Annotated in this window: 15 protein-coding genes and 2 tRNA genes; all 17 read left to right on the top strand. The window is 55.1% G+C overall.

All coding sequences use genetic code 11. The annotated features are described in order from the left end of the window. Positions 1-15 precede the first annotated feature (15 nt). Complete coding sequence (gene folP, locus JEM67_RS02845) at positions 16-849, top strand: dihydropteroate synthase (protein WP_199635622.1); 834 nt, start codon at positions 16-18, stop codon at positions 847-849. Between the two features lie 7 nt (positions 850-856). Further along, the gene (gene glmM / locus JEM67_RS02850) at positions 857-2,194 is read left to right on the top strand and encodes a phosphoglucosamine mutase (protein ID WP_199635623.1); all 1,338 of its coding nucleotides are present in this window, start codon (positions 857-859) and stop codon (positions 2,192-2,194) included. Positions 2,195-2,445: 251 nt separating this feature from the next. Next, positions 2,446-2,781 carry a preprotein translocase subunit SecG gene (secG, locus tag JEM67_RS02855; RefSeq protein ID WP_004952849.1) on the top strand — a complete coding sequence of 112 codons (336 nt, stop codon included), beginning with the start codon at positions 2,446-2,448 and terminating at the stop codon, positions 2,779-2,781. A 78-nt stretch (positions 2,782-2,859) separates the two neighbouring features. Further along, a tRNA-Leu gene (locus tag JEM67_RS02860) sits at positions 2,860-2,946 on the top strand. A gap of 60 nt (positions 2,947-3,006) precedes the next feature. Continuing rightward, positions 3,007-3,083: transfer RNA gene (locus tag JEM67_RS02865), tRNA-Met, on the top strand. A gap of 217 nt (positions 3,084-3,300) precedes the next feature. Continuing rightward, a complete protein-coding gene (rimP, locus tag JEM67_RS02870; protein ID WP_071880476.1) occupies positions 3,301-3,753 on the top strand; it encodes a ribosome maturation factor RimP in 453 nt (150 codons plus the stop codon). A 21-nt stretch (positions 3,754-3,774) separates the two neighbouring features. Next, complete coding sequence (nusA, locus tag JEM67_RS02875) at positions 3,775-5,283, top strand: transcription termination factor NusA (protein ID WP_199635624.1); 1,509 nt, start codon at positions 3,775-3,777, stop codon at positions 5,281-5,283. A 24-nt stretch (positions 5,284-5,307) separates the two neighbouring features. Then, positions 5,308-7,995, top strand: coding sequence for a translation initiation factor IF-2 (gene infB / locus JEM67_RS02880; RefSeq protein ID WP_013811276.1), 2,688 nt, complete (start codon positions 5,308-5,310; stop codon positions 7,993-7,995). A gap of 68 nt (positions 7,996-8,063) precedes the next feature. Then, positions 8,064-8,474 carry a 30S ribosome-binding factor RbfA gene (gene rbfA, locus JEM67_RS02885; RefSeq protein WP_004952863.1) on the top strand — a complete coding sequence of 137 codons (411 nt, stop codon included), beginning with the start codon at positions 8,064-8,066 and terminating at the stop codon, positions 8,472-8,474. Further along, positions 8,474-9,418, top strand: a complete 945-nt coding sequence (truB, locus tag JEM67_RS02890; RefSeq protein WP_199635625.1) for a tRNA pseudouridine(55) synthase TruB — start codon at positions 8,474-8,476, stop codon at positions 9,416-9,418. The genes rbfA and truB overlap by 1 nt, the downstream gene beginning before the upstream one ends. Positions 9,419-9,542: 124 nt before the next feature. Then, positions 9,543-9,812 (top strand): 30S ribosomal protein S15, encoded by a 270-nt coding sequence (rpsO, locus tag JEM67_RS02895; protein WP_004933502.1) that lies wholly within the window; start codon positions 9,543-9,545, stop codon positions 9,810-9,812. A 256-nt stretch (positions 9,813-10,068) separates the two neighbouring features. Further along, a complete protein-coding gene (pnp, locus tag JEM67_RS02900; RefSeq protein WP_013811278.1) occupies positions 10,069-12,192 on the top strand; it encodes a polyribonucleotide nucleotidyltransferase in 2,124 nt (707 codons plus the stop codon). Between the two features lie 128 nt (positions 12,193-12,320). Continuing rightward, entirely contained in the window at positions 12,321-13,205 is an 885-nt protein-coding gene (nlpI, locus tag JEM67_RS02905) for a lipoprotein NlpI (protein ID WP_004952871.1), read from the top strand. A gap of 122 nt (positions 13,206-13,327) precedes the next feature. Next, the gene (yrbN, locus tag JEM67_RS02910) at positions 13,328-13,402 is read left to right on the top strand and encodes a protein YrbN (protein ID WP_223499600.1); all 75 of its coding nucleotides are present in this window, start codon (positions 13,328-13,330) and stop codon (positions 13,400-13,402) included. Beyond that, positions 13,392-15,365, top strand: a complete 1,974-nt coding sequence (locus JEM67_RS02915; RefSeq protein ID WP_013811279.1) for a DEAD/DEAH family ATP-dependent RNA helicase — start codon at positions 13,392-13,394, stop codon at positions 15,363-15,365. The genes yrbN and JEM67_RS02915 overlap by 11 nt, the downstream gene beginning before the upstream one ends. A 146-nt stretch (positions 15,366-15,511) precedes the next feature. After that, complete coding sequence (yedE, locus tag JEM67_RS02920) at positions 15,512-16,726, top strand: selenium metabolism membrane protein YedE/FdhT (RefSeq protein ID WP_199635626.1); 1,215 nt, start codon at positions 15,512-15,514, stop codon at positions 16,724-16,726. Then, the gene (gene yedF, locus JEM67_RS02925; RefSeq protein ID WP_012004955.1) at positions 16,723-16,962 is read left to right on the top strand and encodes a sulfurtransferase-like selenium metabolism protein YedF; all 240 of its coding nucleotides are present in this window, start codon (positions 16,723-16,725) and stop codon (positions 16,960-16,962) included. The genes yedE and yedF overlap by 4 nt, the downstream gene beginning before the upstream one ends. Positions 16,963-16,967: the final 5 nt, after the last annotated feature.

Consider the following 16,967-nt stretch of genomic DNA (forward strand, 5'->3'; position numbering starts at 1 on the left):
TAAGGTGGATTAGTAATGCAGTTAACCGTGCGAGACACGACTTTCGATCTTTCCCATCCGCGGGTGATGGGGATCCTCAACGTAACCCCGGATTCTTTTTCTGACGGCGGCCAACACAACACTCTAAATCAGGCGTTATTGCATGCCCATGCCCTGATTTCGGCTGGTGCGACCATGATTGATGTGGGGGGCGAGTCGACCAGACCGGGAGCGGCAGAGGTTAGTGAAGACGAAGAGATCGCACGCGTAGTGCCTGTGGTGGAAGCCATTGCCCGGCGTTTTGAAGTCTTTATCTCGGTGGATACCTCGAAAGCCGGGGTGATCCGCGAGTCGGCTAAAGTGGGTGCGCATCTGATCAATGACGTTCGCTCGTTGCAGGAGCCGGGCGCGCTGGACGCAGCTGTGGCAAGCGGGCTGCCGGTGTGCTTGATGCACATGCAGGGTGAACCGCGCACCATGCAGCAGGCGCCGCACTATGATGACCTTATTGGTGATGTTAACGCCTTTTTCCAGCGACATATTGAACGCTGTAATGCCGCCGGGATTACAAATCAGAAATTGCTGCTCGACCCAGGATTCGGTTTCGGTAAGAATTTGGCTCACAATTATCAACTGCTGGCCAGATTGTCAGAGTTTCATCACTTCGGCCTGCCGCTGTTGGTAGGGATGTCGCGTAAGTCGATGATTGGACAACTGCTGAATGTACCCCCTGAACAGCGGGTTATCGGCAGTGTGGCCTGTGCGGTGATCGCCGCTATGCAGGGCGCACAGATTGTCAGAGTGCATGACGTTAAAGAAACCGTCGAGGCGATGCGTGTCGTCGAGGCAACACTTTCAGCTAAGGGATGACAGAGACATGAGCGAGCGCAAATATTTTGGTACCGACGGCATTCGTGGCAAGGTCGGTGATAGTCCTATCACCCCGGAATTCGTTCTGAAGCTGGGCTGGGCGGCGGGTAAGGTACTGGCACGTCACGGCTCCCGCAAAATCATTATCGGCAAAGATACCCGCATCTCCGGCTATATGCTGGAGTCGGCGTTGGAAGCCGGGCTTGCCGCTGCGGGGCTGTCAGCCTCGTTTACCGGCCCAATGCCGACGCCAGCGGTAGCGTATCTGACGCGTACCTTCCGTGCTGAAGCCGGTATTGTTATTTCGGCATCACATAACCCGTTTTACGACAACGGTATTAAATTCTTCTCCATTGATGGGGCTAAGTTGCCGGACGATGTTGAAGAAGCCATTGAAGCCGAAATGGAAAAGCCGCTGACCTGCGTGGAATCCTCCGAATTAGGCAAGGCTAGCCGGATCATCGACGCTGCCGGCCGCTATATCGAATTCTGCAAAGGCACCTTCCCGAGCGAATTGAGCCTGAAGGGCCTGAAAATCGTGGTGGACTGCGCCAACGGTGCGACCTATCACATTGCGCCAAGCGTACTGCGTGAGTTGGGTGCCACGGTGATTGCCATCGGCGTTGAGCCGGATGGCATGAACATCAATGAAAAGTGCGGGGCGACTGATGTTCGTCAATTACAGGAGCGCGTACTGCAGGAAAAAGCCCATGTCGGCCTGGCATTTGACGGTGACGGCGACCGCGTGATGATGGTTGATCACCTTGGCAACAAAGTGGATGGCGACCAGATCTTGTACATCATCGCCCGTGAGGGGCTGCGTCAGGGCCAGTTACGCGGTGGCGCAGTCGGTACACTGATGAGTAACATGGGCCTGGAACTGGCGCTCAAGCAGCTTGGTATCCCGTTTGCCCGTGCAAAAGTGGGTGACCGCTACGTACTGGAGAAGCTGCAGGAACTGGGATGGCGCATCGGTGCGGAAAACTCCGGCCACGTGATCCTGTTGGACAAAACCACTACGGGTGACGGCATCGTTGCCGGTCTGCAGGTGCTGACTGCGATGGTTCGTAACAGTATGAGTCTGCACGATCTGTGCAGCGGCATGAAACTGTTGCCGCAGATCCTGGTTAACGTGCGTTTTGTCGGCGAGCACAACCCGCTGGAATCTGAAGAGGTGCGTAAAGTCACCGAGCAGGTTGAAACCGAGTTGGCGGGCCGTGGCCGCGTTCTTTTGCGTAAATCAGGTACCGAACCGCTGATCCGCGTGATGGTGGAAGGTGAGGATGAACAGCAGGTTACCGCGCTGGCGCACCGTATCGCCGATGCTGTAAAGGCTGCCGGTTAACGGATCGCCGACAAGCCGGGGGCTGTTTGCTGCCCCCGGAAAACACAGCCTGCGAATTTTATTGGTGTTTTTTTCCGCAAACGCGCCAGCGGCTGCAAATTGCCCTTGCGCGGGTTAGCGGCTTTGGTTAGTATTCACACCCGCTTCAGTGGGCAGTTTGATACAACGCCTGCGACTTCTTAATAGAAAAGAAGCCTTTGGGGTGTGAAGCATTTGGCACGCGGTGAAGCCGCAAGGATACGGGTACAACTATGTACGAAGCTCTTCTGGTAATTTTCCTGCTGATCTCAATCGGGCTTGTTGCTCTGATTATGCTGCAGCAAGGTAAAGGCGCTGATATGGGAGCCTCATTCGGAGCAGGTGCATCTGGCACATTGTTCGGTTCGAGTGGTTCCGGTAACTTCATGACCCGCATGACGGCTATTTTGGCGGCATTGTTCTTCGTCATTAGTTTGATCCTGGGCAACCTGAGCACCAACCAGAGCAAGAAAGGCAGCGAGTGGGAAAACCTGGGTCAGCCAGTGAAATCTGAGCAGACTACCGCACCGGCAGCACCAACCAAGCCGAGCAGCGATATCCCACAGTAAGCGGCAAGCAGTAACAGAGTTTGAAAACGGTTGTTGTGACCTGGATAGGAATAACAGCCGTTAGCAGCAAGAATCAGTACCGAGGTGGTGGAATTGGTAGACACGCTACCTTGAGGTGGTAGTGCCCTAACGGGCTTGTGGGTTCGAGTCCCATCCTCGGTACCAAATCCCAGAGATAACTTGCAATTTTGCAATTATCGGCGTAATATTTGCCACGTTTTCGGACGCGGGGTGGAGCAGCCTGGTAGCTCGTCGGGCTCATAACCCGAAGGTCGTCGGTTCAAATCCGGCCCCCGCAACCACTTTCCTTTAAGTGTTTATTTTCAAATACACTTTTCGATTGAATTCCGCTTTTCTCGAACAACATTTGAAAATGACACTTGTTAGAAAGTTGCACCGAAGCCGCTTTGCGGCAAACAGGGTCCAGTTGCATAAAGCCCCGAATTTTCGGGGTTTTTTGTTATTTGGCAACAGAATCACTGGGCTATTAGGCCCTTTTTTTATGTCTTGGGGGTGGGCTTGTCCACATTAGAGCAAAAATTAACAGAGATGCTTTCGGCACCGGTAGAAGCGTTGGGCTTTGAGCTTGTAGGCATCGAATTTATTCGTGCGCGCCAATCGACGCTCCGTATCTATATTGATAGTGAAAACGGCATCAATGTTGACGATTGTGCTGATGTCAGCCACCAGGTCAGCGCTGTATTGGACGTCGAAGAGCCAATCACAGTCGCTTACAACTTGGAAGTCTCCTCTCCTGGCCTTGATCGCCCGATGTTCACCGCTGAGCACTATACTCGTTTCCTCGGTGAAGACGTCAGCCTGGTCCTGCGCATGGCCGTACAGAACCGTCGCAAATGGCAGGGCATTATCAAGTCTGTCGATGGCGAGATGATCACGGTTACTGTGGAAGGGAAAGATGAAGTGTTCGCGCTGAGCAACATCCAGAAAGCGAACCTGGTACCCCACTTTTAAAGTTTGGATGAGGCAACTAGGATGAATAAAGAGATTCTGGCTGTTGTTGAAGCTGTTTCCAACGAAAAATCCCTTCCGCGTGAGAAGATTTTCGAAGCGTTGGAAACCGCATTAGCCACCGCAACCAAGAAAAAATACGAGCAGGAAATTGAGGTTCGCGTCAGTATCGATCGCAAAACCGGCGATTTCGATACCTTCCGTCGTTGGGTCGCCGTAGATGAAGTGACCCAGCCAACGCGTGAAATCACGCTGGAAGCCGCTCAGTATGAAGAGCCGGGCATCGAGTTGGGTGGGTACATCGAAGATCAGATCGAATCTGTGACCTTTGACCGCATCACCACCCAAACCGCGAAACAGGTTATCGTACAGAAAGTACGTGAAGCCGAACGCGCCATGGTCGTTGACGCTTTCCGTCAGCACGAAGGTGAAATCGTCACCGGCGTGGTGAAGAAAGTAAACCGTGACAGCATTGCGCTGGACCTGGGCAGCAACGCCGAAGCGGTCATTGGCCGTGAAGACATGCTGCCGCGCGAAAACTTCCGTCCGGGCGACCGAATTCGCGGCATATTGTACGCCGTCCGTCCTGAAGCTCGTGGAGCACAGCTGTTCGTCAGCCGCTCCAGCGCAGAGATGCTGAAAGAACTGTTCCGCATCGAAGTGCCGGAAATCGGCGAAGAAGTGATTGAAATTAAAGCGGCAGCCCGTGATCCTGGCTCCCGTGCAAAAATTGCTGTGAAAACCAACGACAAACGCATCGACCCGGTCGGCGCTTGCGTAGGTATGCGCGGTGCGCGCGTTCAGGCCGTTTCGAGCGAACTCGGCGGCGAACGTATCGATATCATCCTCTGGGATGATAACCCTGCGCAGTTCGTCATCAACGCCATGGCGCCGGCAGACGTTGCCTCGATCGTGGTTGATGAAGATAATTGCACCATGGATATCGCCGTCGAAGCCAGCAACCTGGCACAGGCGATCGGCCGTAATGGCCAAAACGTGCGTTTGGCTTCCCAATTGTTAAAACAACATCGTGACGATGATCGTTGGGAACTGAACGTGATGACGGCGGACGATCTGCAGGCCAAGCACCAGGCCGAAGCTCATGCCGCCATTGATACCTTCACCAAGTATCTTGATATCGAAGAAGATTTCGCCACCGTACTGGTCGAAGAAGGCTTCTCTACTCTGGAAGAGTTGGCTTACGTGCCAATCAAAGAGCTGCTGGAAATTGACGGTCTGGATGAAGATATGGTTGAAGCGTTGCGCGATCGCGCCAAAGCTGCATTGACCACGCTTGCCCTGGCCCAAGAAGAGAGCCTGGGCGACCAAAAACCTGCTGACGATTTGCTCAACCTTCCGGGGCTTGAGCGCAGCATGGCCTTTAAACTGGCCGCGCGTGGGGTTTGTACGCTGGAAGATCTTGCCGAGCAGGGTGTTGACGATCTGGCGGATATTGAAGGGCTTAGCGATGAGCAAGCCGGCGAGCTGATTATGGCCGCACGTAATATCTGTTGGTTTGGCGACAACGCGTAATAAACTGTAGCAGGAAGGAACAGCATGACGACAGATGTAACCGTAAAATCGCTGGCAGCAGAGATTCAGACTCCAGTTGATCGCCTGGTACAGCAGTTTGCTGATGCAGGGATTAACAAGTCTGAGACAGACTCTGTGACCCAGCACGAGAAAGAAGCCTTACTGGCGCACCTTAACCGTGAACACGGTAGTGCGCCGGGTAAGCTCACGTTGCAGCGCAAAACGCGCAGCACCTTGAATATTCCGAGCACCGGCGGTAAAAGTAAATCGGTGCAAATCGAAGTCCGCAAGAAACGCACTTATGTAAATCGCGATACGCCAGAAGCCCAACAGGCTGAAGCGGCAGAGCAGGCACAGCGTGAAGCGGAAGAGCAGGCACAGCGCGCAGCGGAAGAGCTGGCGAAACGCGAAGCAGAAGCAAAGCGCGCAGCCGAAGACCAAGCCAAACGTGAGGCCGCGGAGATTGCTAAGCGTAATTCAGCGGAAAAAGAAAAAGTGACCAATCAACATACCGACGAAATGACCAAGCCAGCTCAGGCAGAAAAAGCACGCCGTGAAGCCGAAGCCGCAGAACTGAAACGTAAAGCGGAAGAGGAAGTGCACCGCAAGGTTGAAGAAGACGCCAAACGCGTAGCGGAAGAAGCGCGCCGTATGGCCGAAGAGAACGGCGAGAAGTGGGCCGAAGCTGAAGCAGCAAGCGCTGCGGTTGAAACAGCCGATTACCACGTGACCACCTCTCAGCACGCCCGTGCAGCCGAAGACGAAAACGACGCCAAAGTTGAAGGCGAGCGCCGCGCCCGCACTCGTGGCGGTAAAGTGACCAAGCAGAAGAAAGGCAACAAACTTTCCGAGTCTAAAGCAGACCGTGAAGAAGCGCGCGCCGTTACCCGTGGCGGTAAAGGCAAGCGTAAGCCAAGTACTCTTCAGCAGGGCTTCAACAAGCCGGCTCAGGTGGTTAACCGCGACGTTGTGATCGGCGAAACCATCACCGTAGCCGAACTGGCTAACAAAATGGCGGTTAAAGGCTCTCAGGTCATCAAAGCGATGATGAAACTGGGTGCAATGGCCACCATTAACCAGGTCATCGACCAGGAAACCGCACAGCTGGTTGCCGAAGAGATGGGCCACAAAGTTATCCTGCGTCGTGAGAACGAGCTGGAAGAAGCGCTGATGAGCGACCGTGATACCGGTGCTGCCGCTGAGTCGCGTGCACCTGTCGTGACCATCATGGGCCACGTTGACCACGGTAAAACTTCTCTGCTGGACTACATCCGCTCCACCAAGGTGGCAGCAGGCGAGGCCGGTGGTATTACCCAGCATATCGGTGCTTACCACGTAGAAACCGACAACGGCATGATCACCTTCCTGGATACCCCAGGCCACGCAGCCTTTACCTCAATGCGTGCCCGCGGTGCTCAGGCGACAGACATCGTTGTTCTGGTTGTTGCTGCCGACGACGGCGTGATGCCGCAAACCATCGAAGCTATTCAGCATGCGAAAGCAGCGAAGGTGCCGTTGGTGGTTGCAGTGAACAAAATCGACAAGCCGGAAGCCGATCCGGACCGCGTTAAGCAGGAACTGTCCCAGTACGGCGTTATGCCGGAAGAGTGGGGCGGCGAAGCACAGTTCGTTCACGTATCTGCGAAAGCCGGTACCGGTATCGACGAACTGCTGAACGCTATCCTGTTGCAGGCCGAAGTTCTCGAACTGAAAGCCGTACGCAGCGGCATGGCCAGCGGCGTGGTTATCGAATCCTTCCTGGATAAAGGCCGTGGCCCGGTTGCTACCGTGCTGGTACAGGAAGGTACGCTGAACAAAGGCGATATCGTTCTGTGTGGCTTCGAATACGGCCGTGTACGTGCGATGCGTGACGAACTGGGGCGCGAAGTGACCTCTGCGGGTCCTTCTATTCCGGTTGAGATCCTGGGCCTGTCCAGCGTTCCTGCCGCCGGTGATGAAGCGACCGTGGTACGTGACGAGAAGAAAGCGCGTGAAGTTGCGCTGTACCGTCAAGGCAAGTTCCGCGAAGTTAAACTGGCTCGTCAGCAGAAATCTAAACTGGAAAACATGTTCGCTAACATGACCGACGGTGAAGTTTCTGAGCTGAACATCGTACTGAAATCTGACGTACAGGGTTCTTGTGAAGCGATTTGCGAATCACTGCAGAAACTCTCTACCGACGAAGTGAAAGTGAAGATTGTTGGCTCCGGCGTAGGGGGTATCACCGAAACCGACGCAACGCTGGCAGCGGCTTCCAACGCTATCATCCTGGGCTTCAACGTCCGTGCCGACGCTTCTGCGCGCCGCGTGATTGAAGCTGAAAGCCTGGATCTGCGTTACTACTCCGTCATCTATAACCTGATCGACGAAGTGAAGCAGGCGATGAGCGGTATGCTGGCGCCTGAGTACAAGCAGCAGATTATCGGTCTGGCCGCCGTGCGTGACGTGTTCAAATCTCCGAAATTTGGTGCCATCGCAGGTTGTATGGTTACCGAAGGGACGATCAAACGTCACAACCCAATCCGCGTTCTGCGCGACAACGTGGTTATCTATGAAGGCGAGCTGGAATCCCTGCGCCGCTTCAAAGATGACGTTAACGAAGTCCGTAACGGCATGGAATGTGGTATCGGCGTTAAGAACTACAACGACGTGCGCGTCGGCGACATGATCGAAGTGTTCGAAATCATTGAGATTCAACGCACCATCGCTTAACGCTTGCACATCTGCTTAAGTCTGTTCCGGGGGGCCTTGTGCCCCCCGATTTGTCTGGAGAATCCATAATGGCAAAAGAATTCAGCCGCGGTCAGCGCGTGGCACAAGAGATGCAAAAAGAGATTGCTATCATTCTGCAGCGTGAAGTCAAAGACCCGCGTATCGGCATGGCTACCGTTTCTGGTGTAGAAGTTTCTCGTGATTTGGCCTATGCCAAGGTTTACGTCACCTTCCTGAACGTGTTGACCGAAAACGCCGATCCGGATCTGGTGCCTAAAGGCATTAAAGCTCTGGAAGACGCTTCCGGCTACATCCGCACGCTGCTGGGTAAAGCCATGCGCCTGCGTGTAGTGCCTGAGCTGACCTTCGCGTACGACAACTCACTGGTGGAAGGCATGCGCATGTCCAACCTGGTGACCAACGTTGTGAAGAATGACGCCGAACGCCGTTCTGCATCAGGCGATGACGAGGAGGCTTAATGAGTCGCCCTCGTCGCCGCGGCCGTGATATTCACGGCGTACTGTTGCTGGACAAACCGCAGGGCCTGTCGTCCAACGACGCTCTGCAAAAAGTGAAACGCCTTTATAACGCCAATCGCGCGGGCCACACCGGCGCGCTCGATCCGCTGGCGACAGGCATGCTGCCGATTTGCCTGGGTGAGGCGACCAAGTTCTCGCAATTCCTGCTCGATTCCGATAAACGCTATCGTGTCATTGCCAAGCTGGGTCAGCGTACCGACACCTCGGATGCGGACGGCCAGATTGTGCAAGAGCGCCCGGTGAATTTCACCCAGGTGCAACTTGATGCGGCGCTGGACAGTTTCCGCGGCGATATCAAGCAAGTGCCGTCGATGTACTCGGCGCTGAAGTACCAGGGCAAGAAACTCTACGAGTATGCGCGCCAGGGTATTGAAGTGCCGCGTGAAGCGCGCAGCATTACGGTTTATGAACTGCAGTTTATTCGCTGGGAAGGCGATGAGCTGGAGTTGGAAATTCACTGTTCGAAAGGCACCTACATCCGTACCATCACCGATGATCTCGGTGAACTGTTGGGCTGCGGCGCGCACGTGATCTATCTGCGTCGTTTGCAGGTAGCGACTTATCCGATCGAACGCATGGTCACGCTTGAGCAGTTGAACGCGTTGCTGGAGCAAGCTCAAGCGCAGGAAATCGCGCCTGGCGAGTTGCTCGATCCGTTGCTGATGCCGATGGACAGCCCGGTAGAAAACTACCCGGAAGTGAATTTGCTGCCGGTTGTTGCAGGTTACGTCAAGCAGGGGCAGCCGGTACAGGTTGCTGGCGCACCGGCCTCGGGCATGGTGCGAATGACCGAAGGTGAAGAGCGTAAATTTATCGGCGTAGGTGACATCGCCGATGACGGTCGCGTAGCGCCGCGCCGCCTGGTGGTCGAACATTTCGACTGAGGGTGGAAAAACGCACTGCCTTGCGATCGCACTGCGCTAAGAGTAGAATGGCGCAGCTTATGCATTGGGTTGCTGAATTAGAGATCGGCGCCTGTATTTATTATCTATAATCTGGAGTATGACAATGTCTCTAAGTGTTGAAGCTAAAGCTCAAATCGTAGCTGATTTTGGTCGTGGTACTAACGACAGCGGTTCTACCGAAGTTCAGGTTGCCCTGTTGACTGCGCAGATCAACCATCTGCAAGGCCACTTCTCAGAACACAAAAAAGATCACCACAGCCGTCGTGGTCTGCTGCGTATGGTTTCTCAGCGTCGTAAGCTGCTGGATTACCTGAAGCGTAAAGATGTAGCACGTTACACCAGCCTGATCGAGCGTCTGGGTCTGCGTCGCTAATCTAGCAAGTTTCAGCGGAAAGGGGCCTATTTTGGCCCCTTTCTTCTAGGAAGCATAAGCAAATCAGGTTAATGTATTACTGATGTTTCCAAACAGGTTCTTCCGTTACAGAGGTTCGCGCGGCTAATGAGAGGCTTTGTCTCAGGCTTGAGATAAGGATTGTCATTAGTCGCGAGGATGTAGTGAGAAGGCAAATCGAGTCACTGGCGTGTCGAGTCGTCAATACGATTGCGCGCCGTTAATCAAGGATATAATTTTGCTGACACCGATCATTCGCAAATTCCAGTATGGCCAGCATACCGTCACCATCGAGACCGGTATGATGGCTCGTCAGGCCACCGCCGCCGTTATGGTGAGCATGGATGACACCGCAGTATTCGTTACCGTAGTTGGCCAGAAAAAAGCCAAGCCAGGCCAAAGCTTCTTCCCACTGACCGTTAACTATCAGGAGCGTACTTACGCTGCTGGTCGTATCCCGGGCAGCTTCTTCCGTCGTGAAGGCCGCCCGAGCGAAGGCGAAACCCTGACCTCACGCCTGATTGACCGTCCGATCCGTCCACTGTTCCCGGACAGCTTCCTGAATGAAGTTCAAGTGATCGCGACCGTAGTTTCCGTTAACCCGCAGGTAAACCCGGACATCGTTGCGATGATCGGCGCTTCTGCTGCCCTGAGCCTGTCCGGTATTCCGTTCAATGGCCCAATCGGCTCTGCACGCGTGGGTTACATCAACAATCAGTACGTGCTGAACCCAACGACCGACGAGCTGAAAGAAAGCAGCCTGGACTTGGTCGTTGCCGGTACCGCTGGCGCAGTGCTGATGGTTGAATCCGAAGCTGACGTTCTGAGCGAAGATCAGATGCTGGGCGCGGTGGTGTTTGGCCACGAGCAACAGCAGATTGTTATCGAGAACATCAACTCCCTGGTTGCCGAAGCCGGTAAGCCTAAGTGGGACTGGCAGGCACCTGCAGTCAACGAAGCGCTGCACGCGCGCGTTGCAGAACTGGCAGAAAGCCGTCTGGGTGACGCTTATCACATCACCGAAAAACAAGAGCGTTACGCTCAGGTAGATGCGATCAAGAGCAGCGTAGTTGAAGCCCTGCTGGCACAGGACGAAACCCTGGACGCGTCTGAAATTCAGGACATCCTGGGCAGCGTTGAGAAAAACGTTGTACGTAGCCGCGTGCTGCGTGGCGAGCCGCGTATCGACGGCCGTGAAAAAGACATGATCCGTGGTCTGGACGTGCGCACCGGCGTGCTGCCGCGTACCCACGGTTCCGCACTCTTCACCCGTGGCGAGACTCAGGCTCTGGTTACTGCAACGCTGGGCACCGCCCGTGACGCGCAAAACCTGGATGAGCTGATGGGTGAGAAAACCGACAGCTTCCTGTTCCACTACAACTTCCCTCCGTACTCCGTAGGTGAGACCGGTATGGTGGGTTCGCCTAAACGTCGTGAAATTGGTCACGGTCGCCTGGCGAAACGCGGTGTATTGGCTATGATGCCTAAACCAGAAGATTTCCCGTACACGGTGCGTGTGGTTTCTGAAATCACCGAATCCAACGGTTCTTCTTCAATGGCTTCTGTCTGTGGTGCCTCTCTGGCGCTGATGGACGCAGGCGTGCCAATCAAGGCAGCCGTTGCGGGTATCGCAATGGGCCTGGTTAAAGAACAAGATAACTTTGTCGTTCTGTCCGACATTCTGGGTGACGAAGATCACCTGGGCGACATGGACTTCAAAGTAGCCGGTAGCCGTGACGGTATTACCGCGCTGCAGATGGACATTAAAATTGAAGGCATCACCCGCGAAATCATGCAGGTGGCTCTGAACCAGGCCAAGGGCGCGCGTCTGCACATCCTGGGCGTGATGGAACAGGCTATCAGCACCCCGCGTGGCGATATCTCTCAGTTCGCACCACGTATCCACACTATCCGAATCAATCCGGACAAGATCAAAGACGTGATCGGTAAAGGCGGCTCTGTCATCCGTGCGCTGACCGAAGAGACCGGCACTACCATCGAAATCGAAGATGATGGTACGGTTAAAATTGCTGCTACCGACGGTGAGAAAGCCAAGTTCGCTATCCGCCGCATCGAAGAGATCACCGCAGAGATCGAAGTGGGCCGTATTTACCAAGGTAAAGTGACTCGTATCGTTGATTTCGGCGCATTCGTGGCGATCGGTGGCGGTAAAGAAGGTCTGGTGCACATCTCTCAAATCGCTGACAAGCGCGTTGAGAAAGTGACCGACTATCTGCAGATGGGTCAGGAAGTACCGGTTAAGGTACTGGAAGTTGACCGTCAGGGCCGTGTGCGTCTGAGCATCAAAGAAGCTACAGCGCCAGAAGCAGGTTCATCTGCACCTGCGCCTGAAGCAGAATAACTGTATAGATAGATTTACAGCTCCCAGCCATGGGGTTGGGAGCTGTTCGTATCGCGCGGGTAGGATGCCTGCGTATTAGCAAACGGATGACAGGATGTTCATCCAATGTTTGTCTTCGGGAGTGGGAAATGAAGCCTTTCTTGCGCTGGTGTTACGTTGCGACAGCACTCATGCTGGCAGGATGCAGCAACCATGATTGGCGTAAAGACGAAGTTTTGGCGATCCCGTTGCAGCCAACGCTGCAGCAGGAAGTGATCCTGGCGCGCATGGAACAAATACTTGCCAGCCGGGCACTGACGGACGATGAGCGTGCGCAGCTTTTATATGAGCGCGGTGTGCTGTATGATAGCCTCGGGCTACGTGCACTGGCGCGCAATGATTTCTCGCAAGCGCTGGCGATACGTCCTGATATGCCGGAAGTTTTCAACTACCTGGGCATTTACTTAACGCAGGCAGGCAATTTTGATGCTGCCTATGAAGCGTTTGATTCTGTACTAGAGCTTGATCCAACTTACAATTACGCGCGTTTAAACCGGGGCATCGCACTGTATTATGGCGGCCGCTTCCCGTTGGCGCAGGATGATCTGCAGGCGTTTTATCAAGACGACCCAAACGATCCCTTCCGTTCGTTGTGGCTGTATCTTGTGGAAAGAGAAATCGATCCCAAGAAGGCTGACGTAGCGCTCCAGCAGCGTTATGACAAAGCGAACCGAGGGCAATGGGGATGGAATATTGTCGAATTCTACCTGGGCAACATCAGTGAAAAAACGCTGATGGAAAAGCTCAAGGCAGATGCAACGGATAACACTTCGCTCGCTGAGCATCTCAGTGAAACTGACTTCTATTTGGGTAAACACTACCTGAGTCTGGGGGACAAGGACACCGCTTCGGCGCTGTTCAAACTGACGGTTGCTAACAACGTTCATAATTTCGTTGAGCACCGCTATGCATTGTTGGAATTGGCGCTGTTGGGCCAAGAACAAGACGACCTATCGGAATCGGACCAGCAATAGCTGACGAACAACTATCAGCCTGATATACATTGGTTTTTTGCCAAAGTTATCGCCTTAACGGGCGAGGGCTTCTTTGTTCGTTTTATAATCTAATTTGAGCCGGTTCACACTTTTCAATGAAAATGACTGAAAATTTTCTCGACGAGTTATGTAGACTGGCCGCCATTATTAATGAGGCACGTGTACATGACTACTGAGCTTGAAACCTCTTTTGCTGACCTGGGGCTGTCTGCTCCTATCATTTCTGCCCTGACCGATCTGGGCTACGAAAAACCGTCACCGATCCAGGCTGAGTGTATTCCTCACCTGTTGAACGGCCGTGATGTGCTGGGCATGGCACAGACCGGTAGCGGTAAAACTGCAGCGTTCTCGCTGCCATTGCTGCACAACCTTGACGCTTCCCTGAAGGCACCACAGATTCTGGTGCTGGCGCCGACCCGCGAACTGGCGGTTCAGGTTGCTGAAGCGATGACTGATTTCTCTAAACATATGACTGGCGTTAACGTTGTTGCCCTGTACGGCGGCCAACGTTACGACGTGCAGCTGCGCGCCTTGCGTCAGGGCCCACAAATCGTAGTGGGTACCCCAGGCCGTCTGCTGGACCACCTGAAACGCGGCACGCTGAACCTCTCTAACCTGAGCGGTCTGGTGCTGGATGAAGCCGACGAAATGCTGCGCATGGGCTTTATCGAAGACGTAGAAACCATCATGGCGGAGATCCCGGCTGAACATCAGACCGCGCTGTTCTCTGCAACCATGCCGGAAGCGATCCGTCGCATTACCCGTCGCTTCATGAAAGATCCGCAGGAAGTGCGCATTCAGTCCAGCATCACTACCCGTCCGGACATCAGCCAGAGCTACTGGACTGCGCAAGGCATGCGCAAGAACGAAGCGCTGGTGCGTTTCCTGGAAGCTGAAGACTTTGATGCGGCGATCATCTTCGTGCGTACCAAAAACGCGACCCTGGAAGTGGCTGAAGCGCTGGAGCGCAGCGGTTACAGCAGCGCCGCACTGAACGGCGACATGAACCAGGCACTGCGTGAGCAGACCCTGGAGCGTCTGAAAGACGGTCGTCTGGATATCCTGATCGCTACCGACGTTGCCGCTCGTGGTCTGGACGTTGAGCGTATCAGCCTGGTTGTGAACTACGACATCCCTATGGATTCCGAGTCTTACGTTCACCGTATCGGCCGTACCGGTCGTGCTGGTCGCGCCGGCCGCGCGCTGCTGTTCGTGGAAAACCGCGAACGCCGCCTGCTGCGCAACATCGAACGCACCATGAAGCTGACCATTCCAGAAGTTGAACTGCCGAATGCAGAGCTGCTGGGTGAGCGTCGTCTGGCCAAGTTCGCCGCTAAAGTACAGCAACAGCTGGAAAGCAGCGATCTGGACATGTACCGCGCACTGCTGGCTAAACTGCAGCCGGAAGAAGAGCTGGAAATGGAAACCCTGGCCGCAGCACTGCTGAAAATGGCGCAGGGCGAACGTCCTCTGATTCTGCCACCGGATCCGGTGTTCAAACCGCGTCAACGTCGTGAGTTCAACGACCGTGACGAGCGTGGCTCTGATCGTGGCAACGACCGTCGCCGTGAAGCGCGTCCAGACAGCCGTGACGGTGGTGCTGAGCGTCCACGTCGCGAACGTCGTGACGTTGGCGAAATGCAGCTGTACCGCATTGAAGTGGGCCGTGATGACGGCGTGGAAGTTCGTCATATCGTTGGCGCGATCGCTAACGAAGGTGATATCAGCAGCCGTTACATCGGTAACATCAAGCTGTTTGCCGGCCATTCCACCATCGAACTGCCAAAAGGCATGCCGGGCGAGATCCTGTCTCACTTCACCCGTACCCGTATCCTGAACAAGCCGATGAACATGCAATTGCTGGGCGATGCACAGCCGCATGAACGTCGTGAGCGTCGCGAAGGCGGTGCTCCAGGTGCAGGTGGCGAGCGTCGTGGCGGTGCTCGTCCGTTCAATGGTGAACGCCGTGAAGGTGCAGGCGCCGGTGCTCCGCGTCGTTCTTTCAGTGAGCGTCGCGAAGGCGGTGCTCCTGCTGCAACTGGCGAACGTCGTGGCAACGCCAGCCGTGACGGCCAACGCGCACCGCGTCGTGATGATGCCGCTCCGGCTGCACCACGTCGCCGTTTCGGTGATGCATAACGTCTGATTTAACCGTTCGCGGTTAGTCACACTGAAAACCAGCCTTCGGGCTGGTTTTTTTATGCCTGAAATTTGCCGTTAAGCGCGGTTAAATGACGTATCCTTTATAAGGTTTTTTCTTATGGATACTATGTACAGGAGATGCCATGAGTTGGCAGCAATTTAAATCTCAATATCTGGTGCGCTTTTGGGCGCCACTGCCGGCGGTGATTGCCGCCGGGATACTCTCGACTTACTACTTCGGCATGACCGGCACCTTCTGGGCGGTAACCGGCGAATTTACCCGCTGGGGCGGCCATCTGTTGCAGGCGTTCGGTCTGCATCCTGAGCAATGGGGTTACTTTAAGGTTATTGGCCTTGAAGGCACGCCGCTGCAACGCATCGACGGCCGGATGATCATCGGTATGTTCGCCGGCTGTATCGCCGCCGCGCTGTGGGCCAACAACATCAAGCTACGCCGGCCACAGCACCGTATCCGCATTGTGCAGGCGTTGTTGGGCGGCATTATCGCCGGCTTTGGCGCGCGGTTGGCGATGGGGTGTAACCTGGCGGCATTCTTTACCGGCATTCCGCAGTTCTCGCTGCACGCCTGGTTCTTCGCGCTGGCGACCGCAGCCGGTTCTTACTTTGGCGCCAAATTTACCCTGTTGCCGCTGTTTCGTATTCCGATAAAACTGCAAAAAGTGCAGGCCGCCGCGCCGCTGACGCAAAAGCCAGAGCAGGCGCGCCGCCGTTTCCGCCTGGGAATGGTGATTTTTTGCCTGCCGATCGCCTGGTCGCTATGGACGCTGTTTGATGCGCCGAAGCTGGGTATCGCCATGCTGTTCGGCATCGGCTTTGGCCTGTTGATTGAACGCGCGCAGATCTGCTTCACCTCGGCGTTCCGCGATCTGTGGATCACCGGCCGCACTCACATGGCGAAAGCAATCATTATCGGCATGGCGGTCAGCGCCATCGGTATTTTCAGTTACGTGCAGCTCGGCGTTGCGCCTAAAATCATGTGGGCCGGCCCCAATGCGGTGATTGGCGGGCTGCTGTTCGGTTTCGGCATCGTACTGGCCGGCGGCTGCGAGACCGGCTGGATGTACCGCGCGGTGGAAGGGCAGGTGCATTATTGGTGGGTCGGGCTGGGCAATATCATCGGCGCCACGCTGCTGGCTTACTACTGGGACGATTTGGCCCCGGCGCTGGCTACCGACTACGGCAAGGTCAACCTGCTGGACACCTTCGGGCCGATCGGCGGCCTGCTGGTCACTTACCTGCTGCTGGCGCTGGCGTTTGCCGCGATGCTGTGGTGGGAGAAACGTTTTTTCCGCGCCAAACCCGACGCACAGGTGGTTAATTTAAGGAGAGTGTCATGAAACAGACGGCGATAGTACCGGATTACCGGCTGGACATGCTCGGCGAGCCTTGCCCCTACCCGGCGGTGGCGACACTGGAAGCCATGCCGCAGCTGAAACCGGGAGAAATTCTTGAGGTAATCAGCGATTGCCCGCAGTCGATCAATAACATCCCGCTCGACGCGCGCAACCACGGTTACAAGGTGCTGGATATCCAGCAGGACGGCCCGACCATCCGCTACCTTATCCAACGCTGACACCA

The sequence above is a fragment of the Serratia sp. PAMC26656 genome, from assembly GCF_016469055.2.
In the GTDB taxonomy this organism is placed as follows: Bacteria; Pseudomonadota; Gammaproteobacteria; order Enterobacterales; family Enterobacteriaceae; genus Serratia; species Serratia plymuthica.

Bases quoted from the DNA above. Each gene is read 5' to 3' on its own strand.
- folP (WP_199635622.1), top strand. From the start codon at position 16: ATGCAGTTAACCGTGCGAGACACGACTTTCGATCTTTCCCATCCGCGG.
- glmM (WP_199635623.1), top strand. From the start codon at position 857: ATGAGCGAGCGCAAATATTTTGGTACCGACGGCATTCGTGGCAAGGTC.
- secG (WP_004952849.1), top strand. From the start codon at position 2,446: ATGTACGAAGCTCTTCTGGTAATTTTCCTGCTGATCTCAATCGGGCTT.
- nusA (WP_199635624.1), top strand. From the start codon at position 3,775: ATGAATAAAGAGATTCTGGCTGTTGTTGAAGCTGTTTCCAACGAAAAA.
- infB (WP_013811276.1), top strand. From the start codon at position 5,308: ATGACGACAGATGTAACCGTAAAATCGCTGGCAGCAGAGATTCAGACT.
- rbfA (WP_004952863.1), top strand. From the start codon at position 8,064: ATGGCAAAAGAATTCAGCCGCGGTCAGCGCGTGGCACAAGAGATGCAA.
- truB (WP_199635625.1), top strand. From the start codon at position 8,474: ATGAGTCGCCCTCGTCGCCGCGGCCGTGATATTCACGGCGTACTGTTG.
- rpsO (WP_004933502.1), top strand. From the start codon at position 9,543: ATGTCTCTAAGTGTTGAAGCTAAAGCTCAAATCGTAGCTGATTTTGGT.
- nlpI (WP_004952871.1), top strand. From the start codon at position 12,321: ATGAAGCCTTTCTTGCGCTGGTGTTACGTTGCGACAGCACTCATGCTG.
- JEM67_RS02915 (WP_013811279.1), top strand. From the start codon at position 13,392: ATGACTACTGAGCTTGAAACCTCTTTTGCTGACCTGGGGCTGTCTGCT.
- yedE (WP_199635626.1), top strand. From the start codon at position 15,512: ATGAGTTGGCAGCAATTTAAATCTCAATATCTGGTGCGCTTTTGGGCG.
- yedF (WP_012004955.1), top strand. From the start codon at position 16,723: ATGAAACAGACGGCGATAGTACCGGATTACCGGCTGGACATGCTCGGC.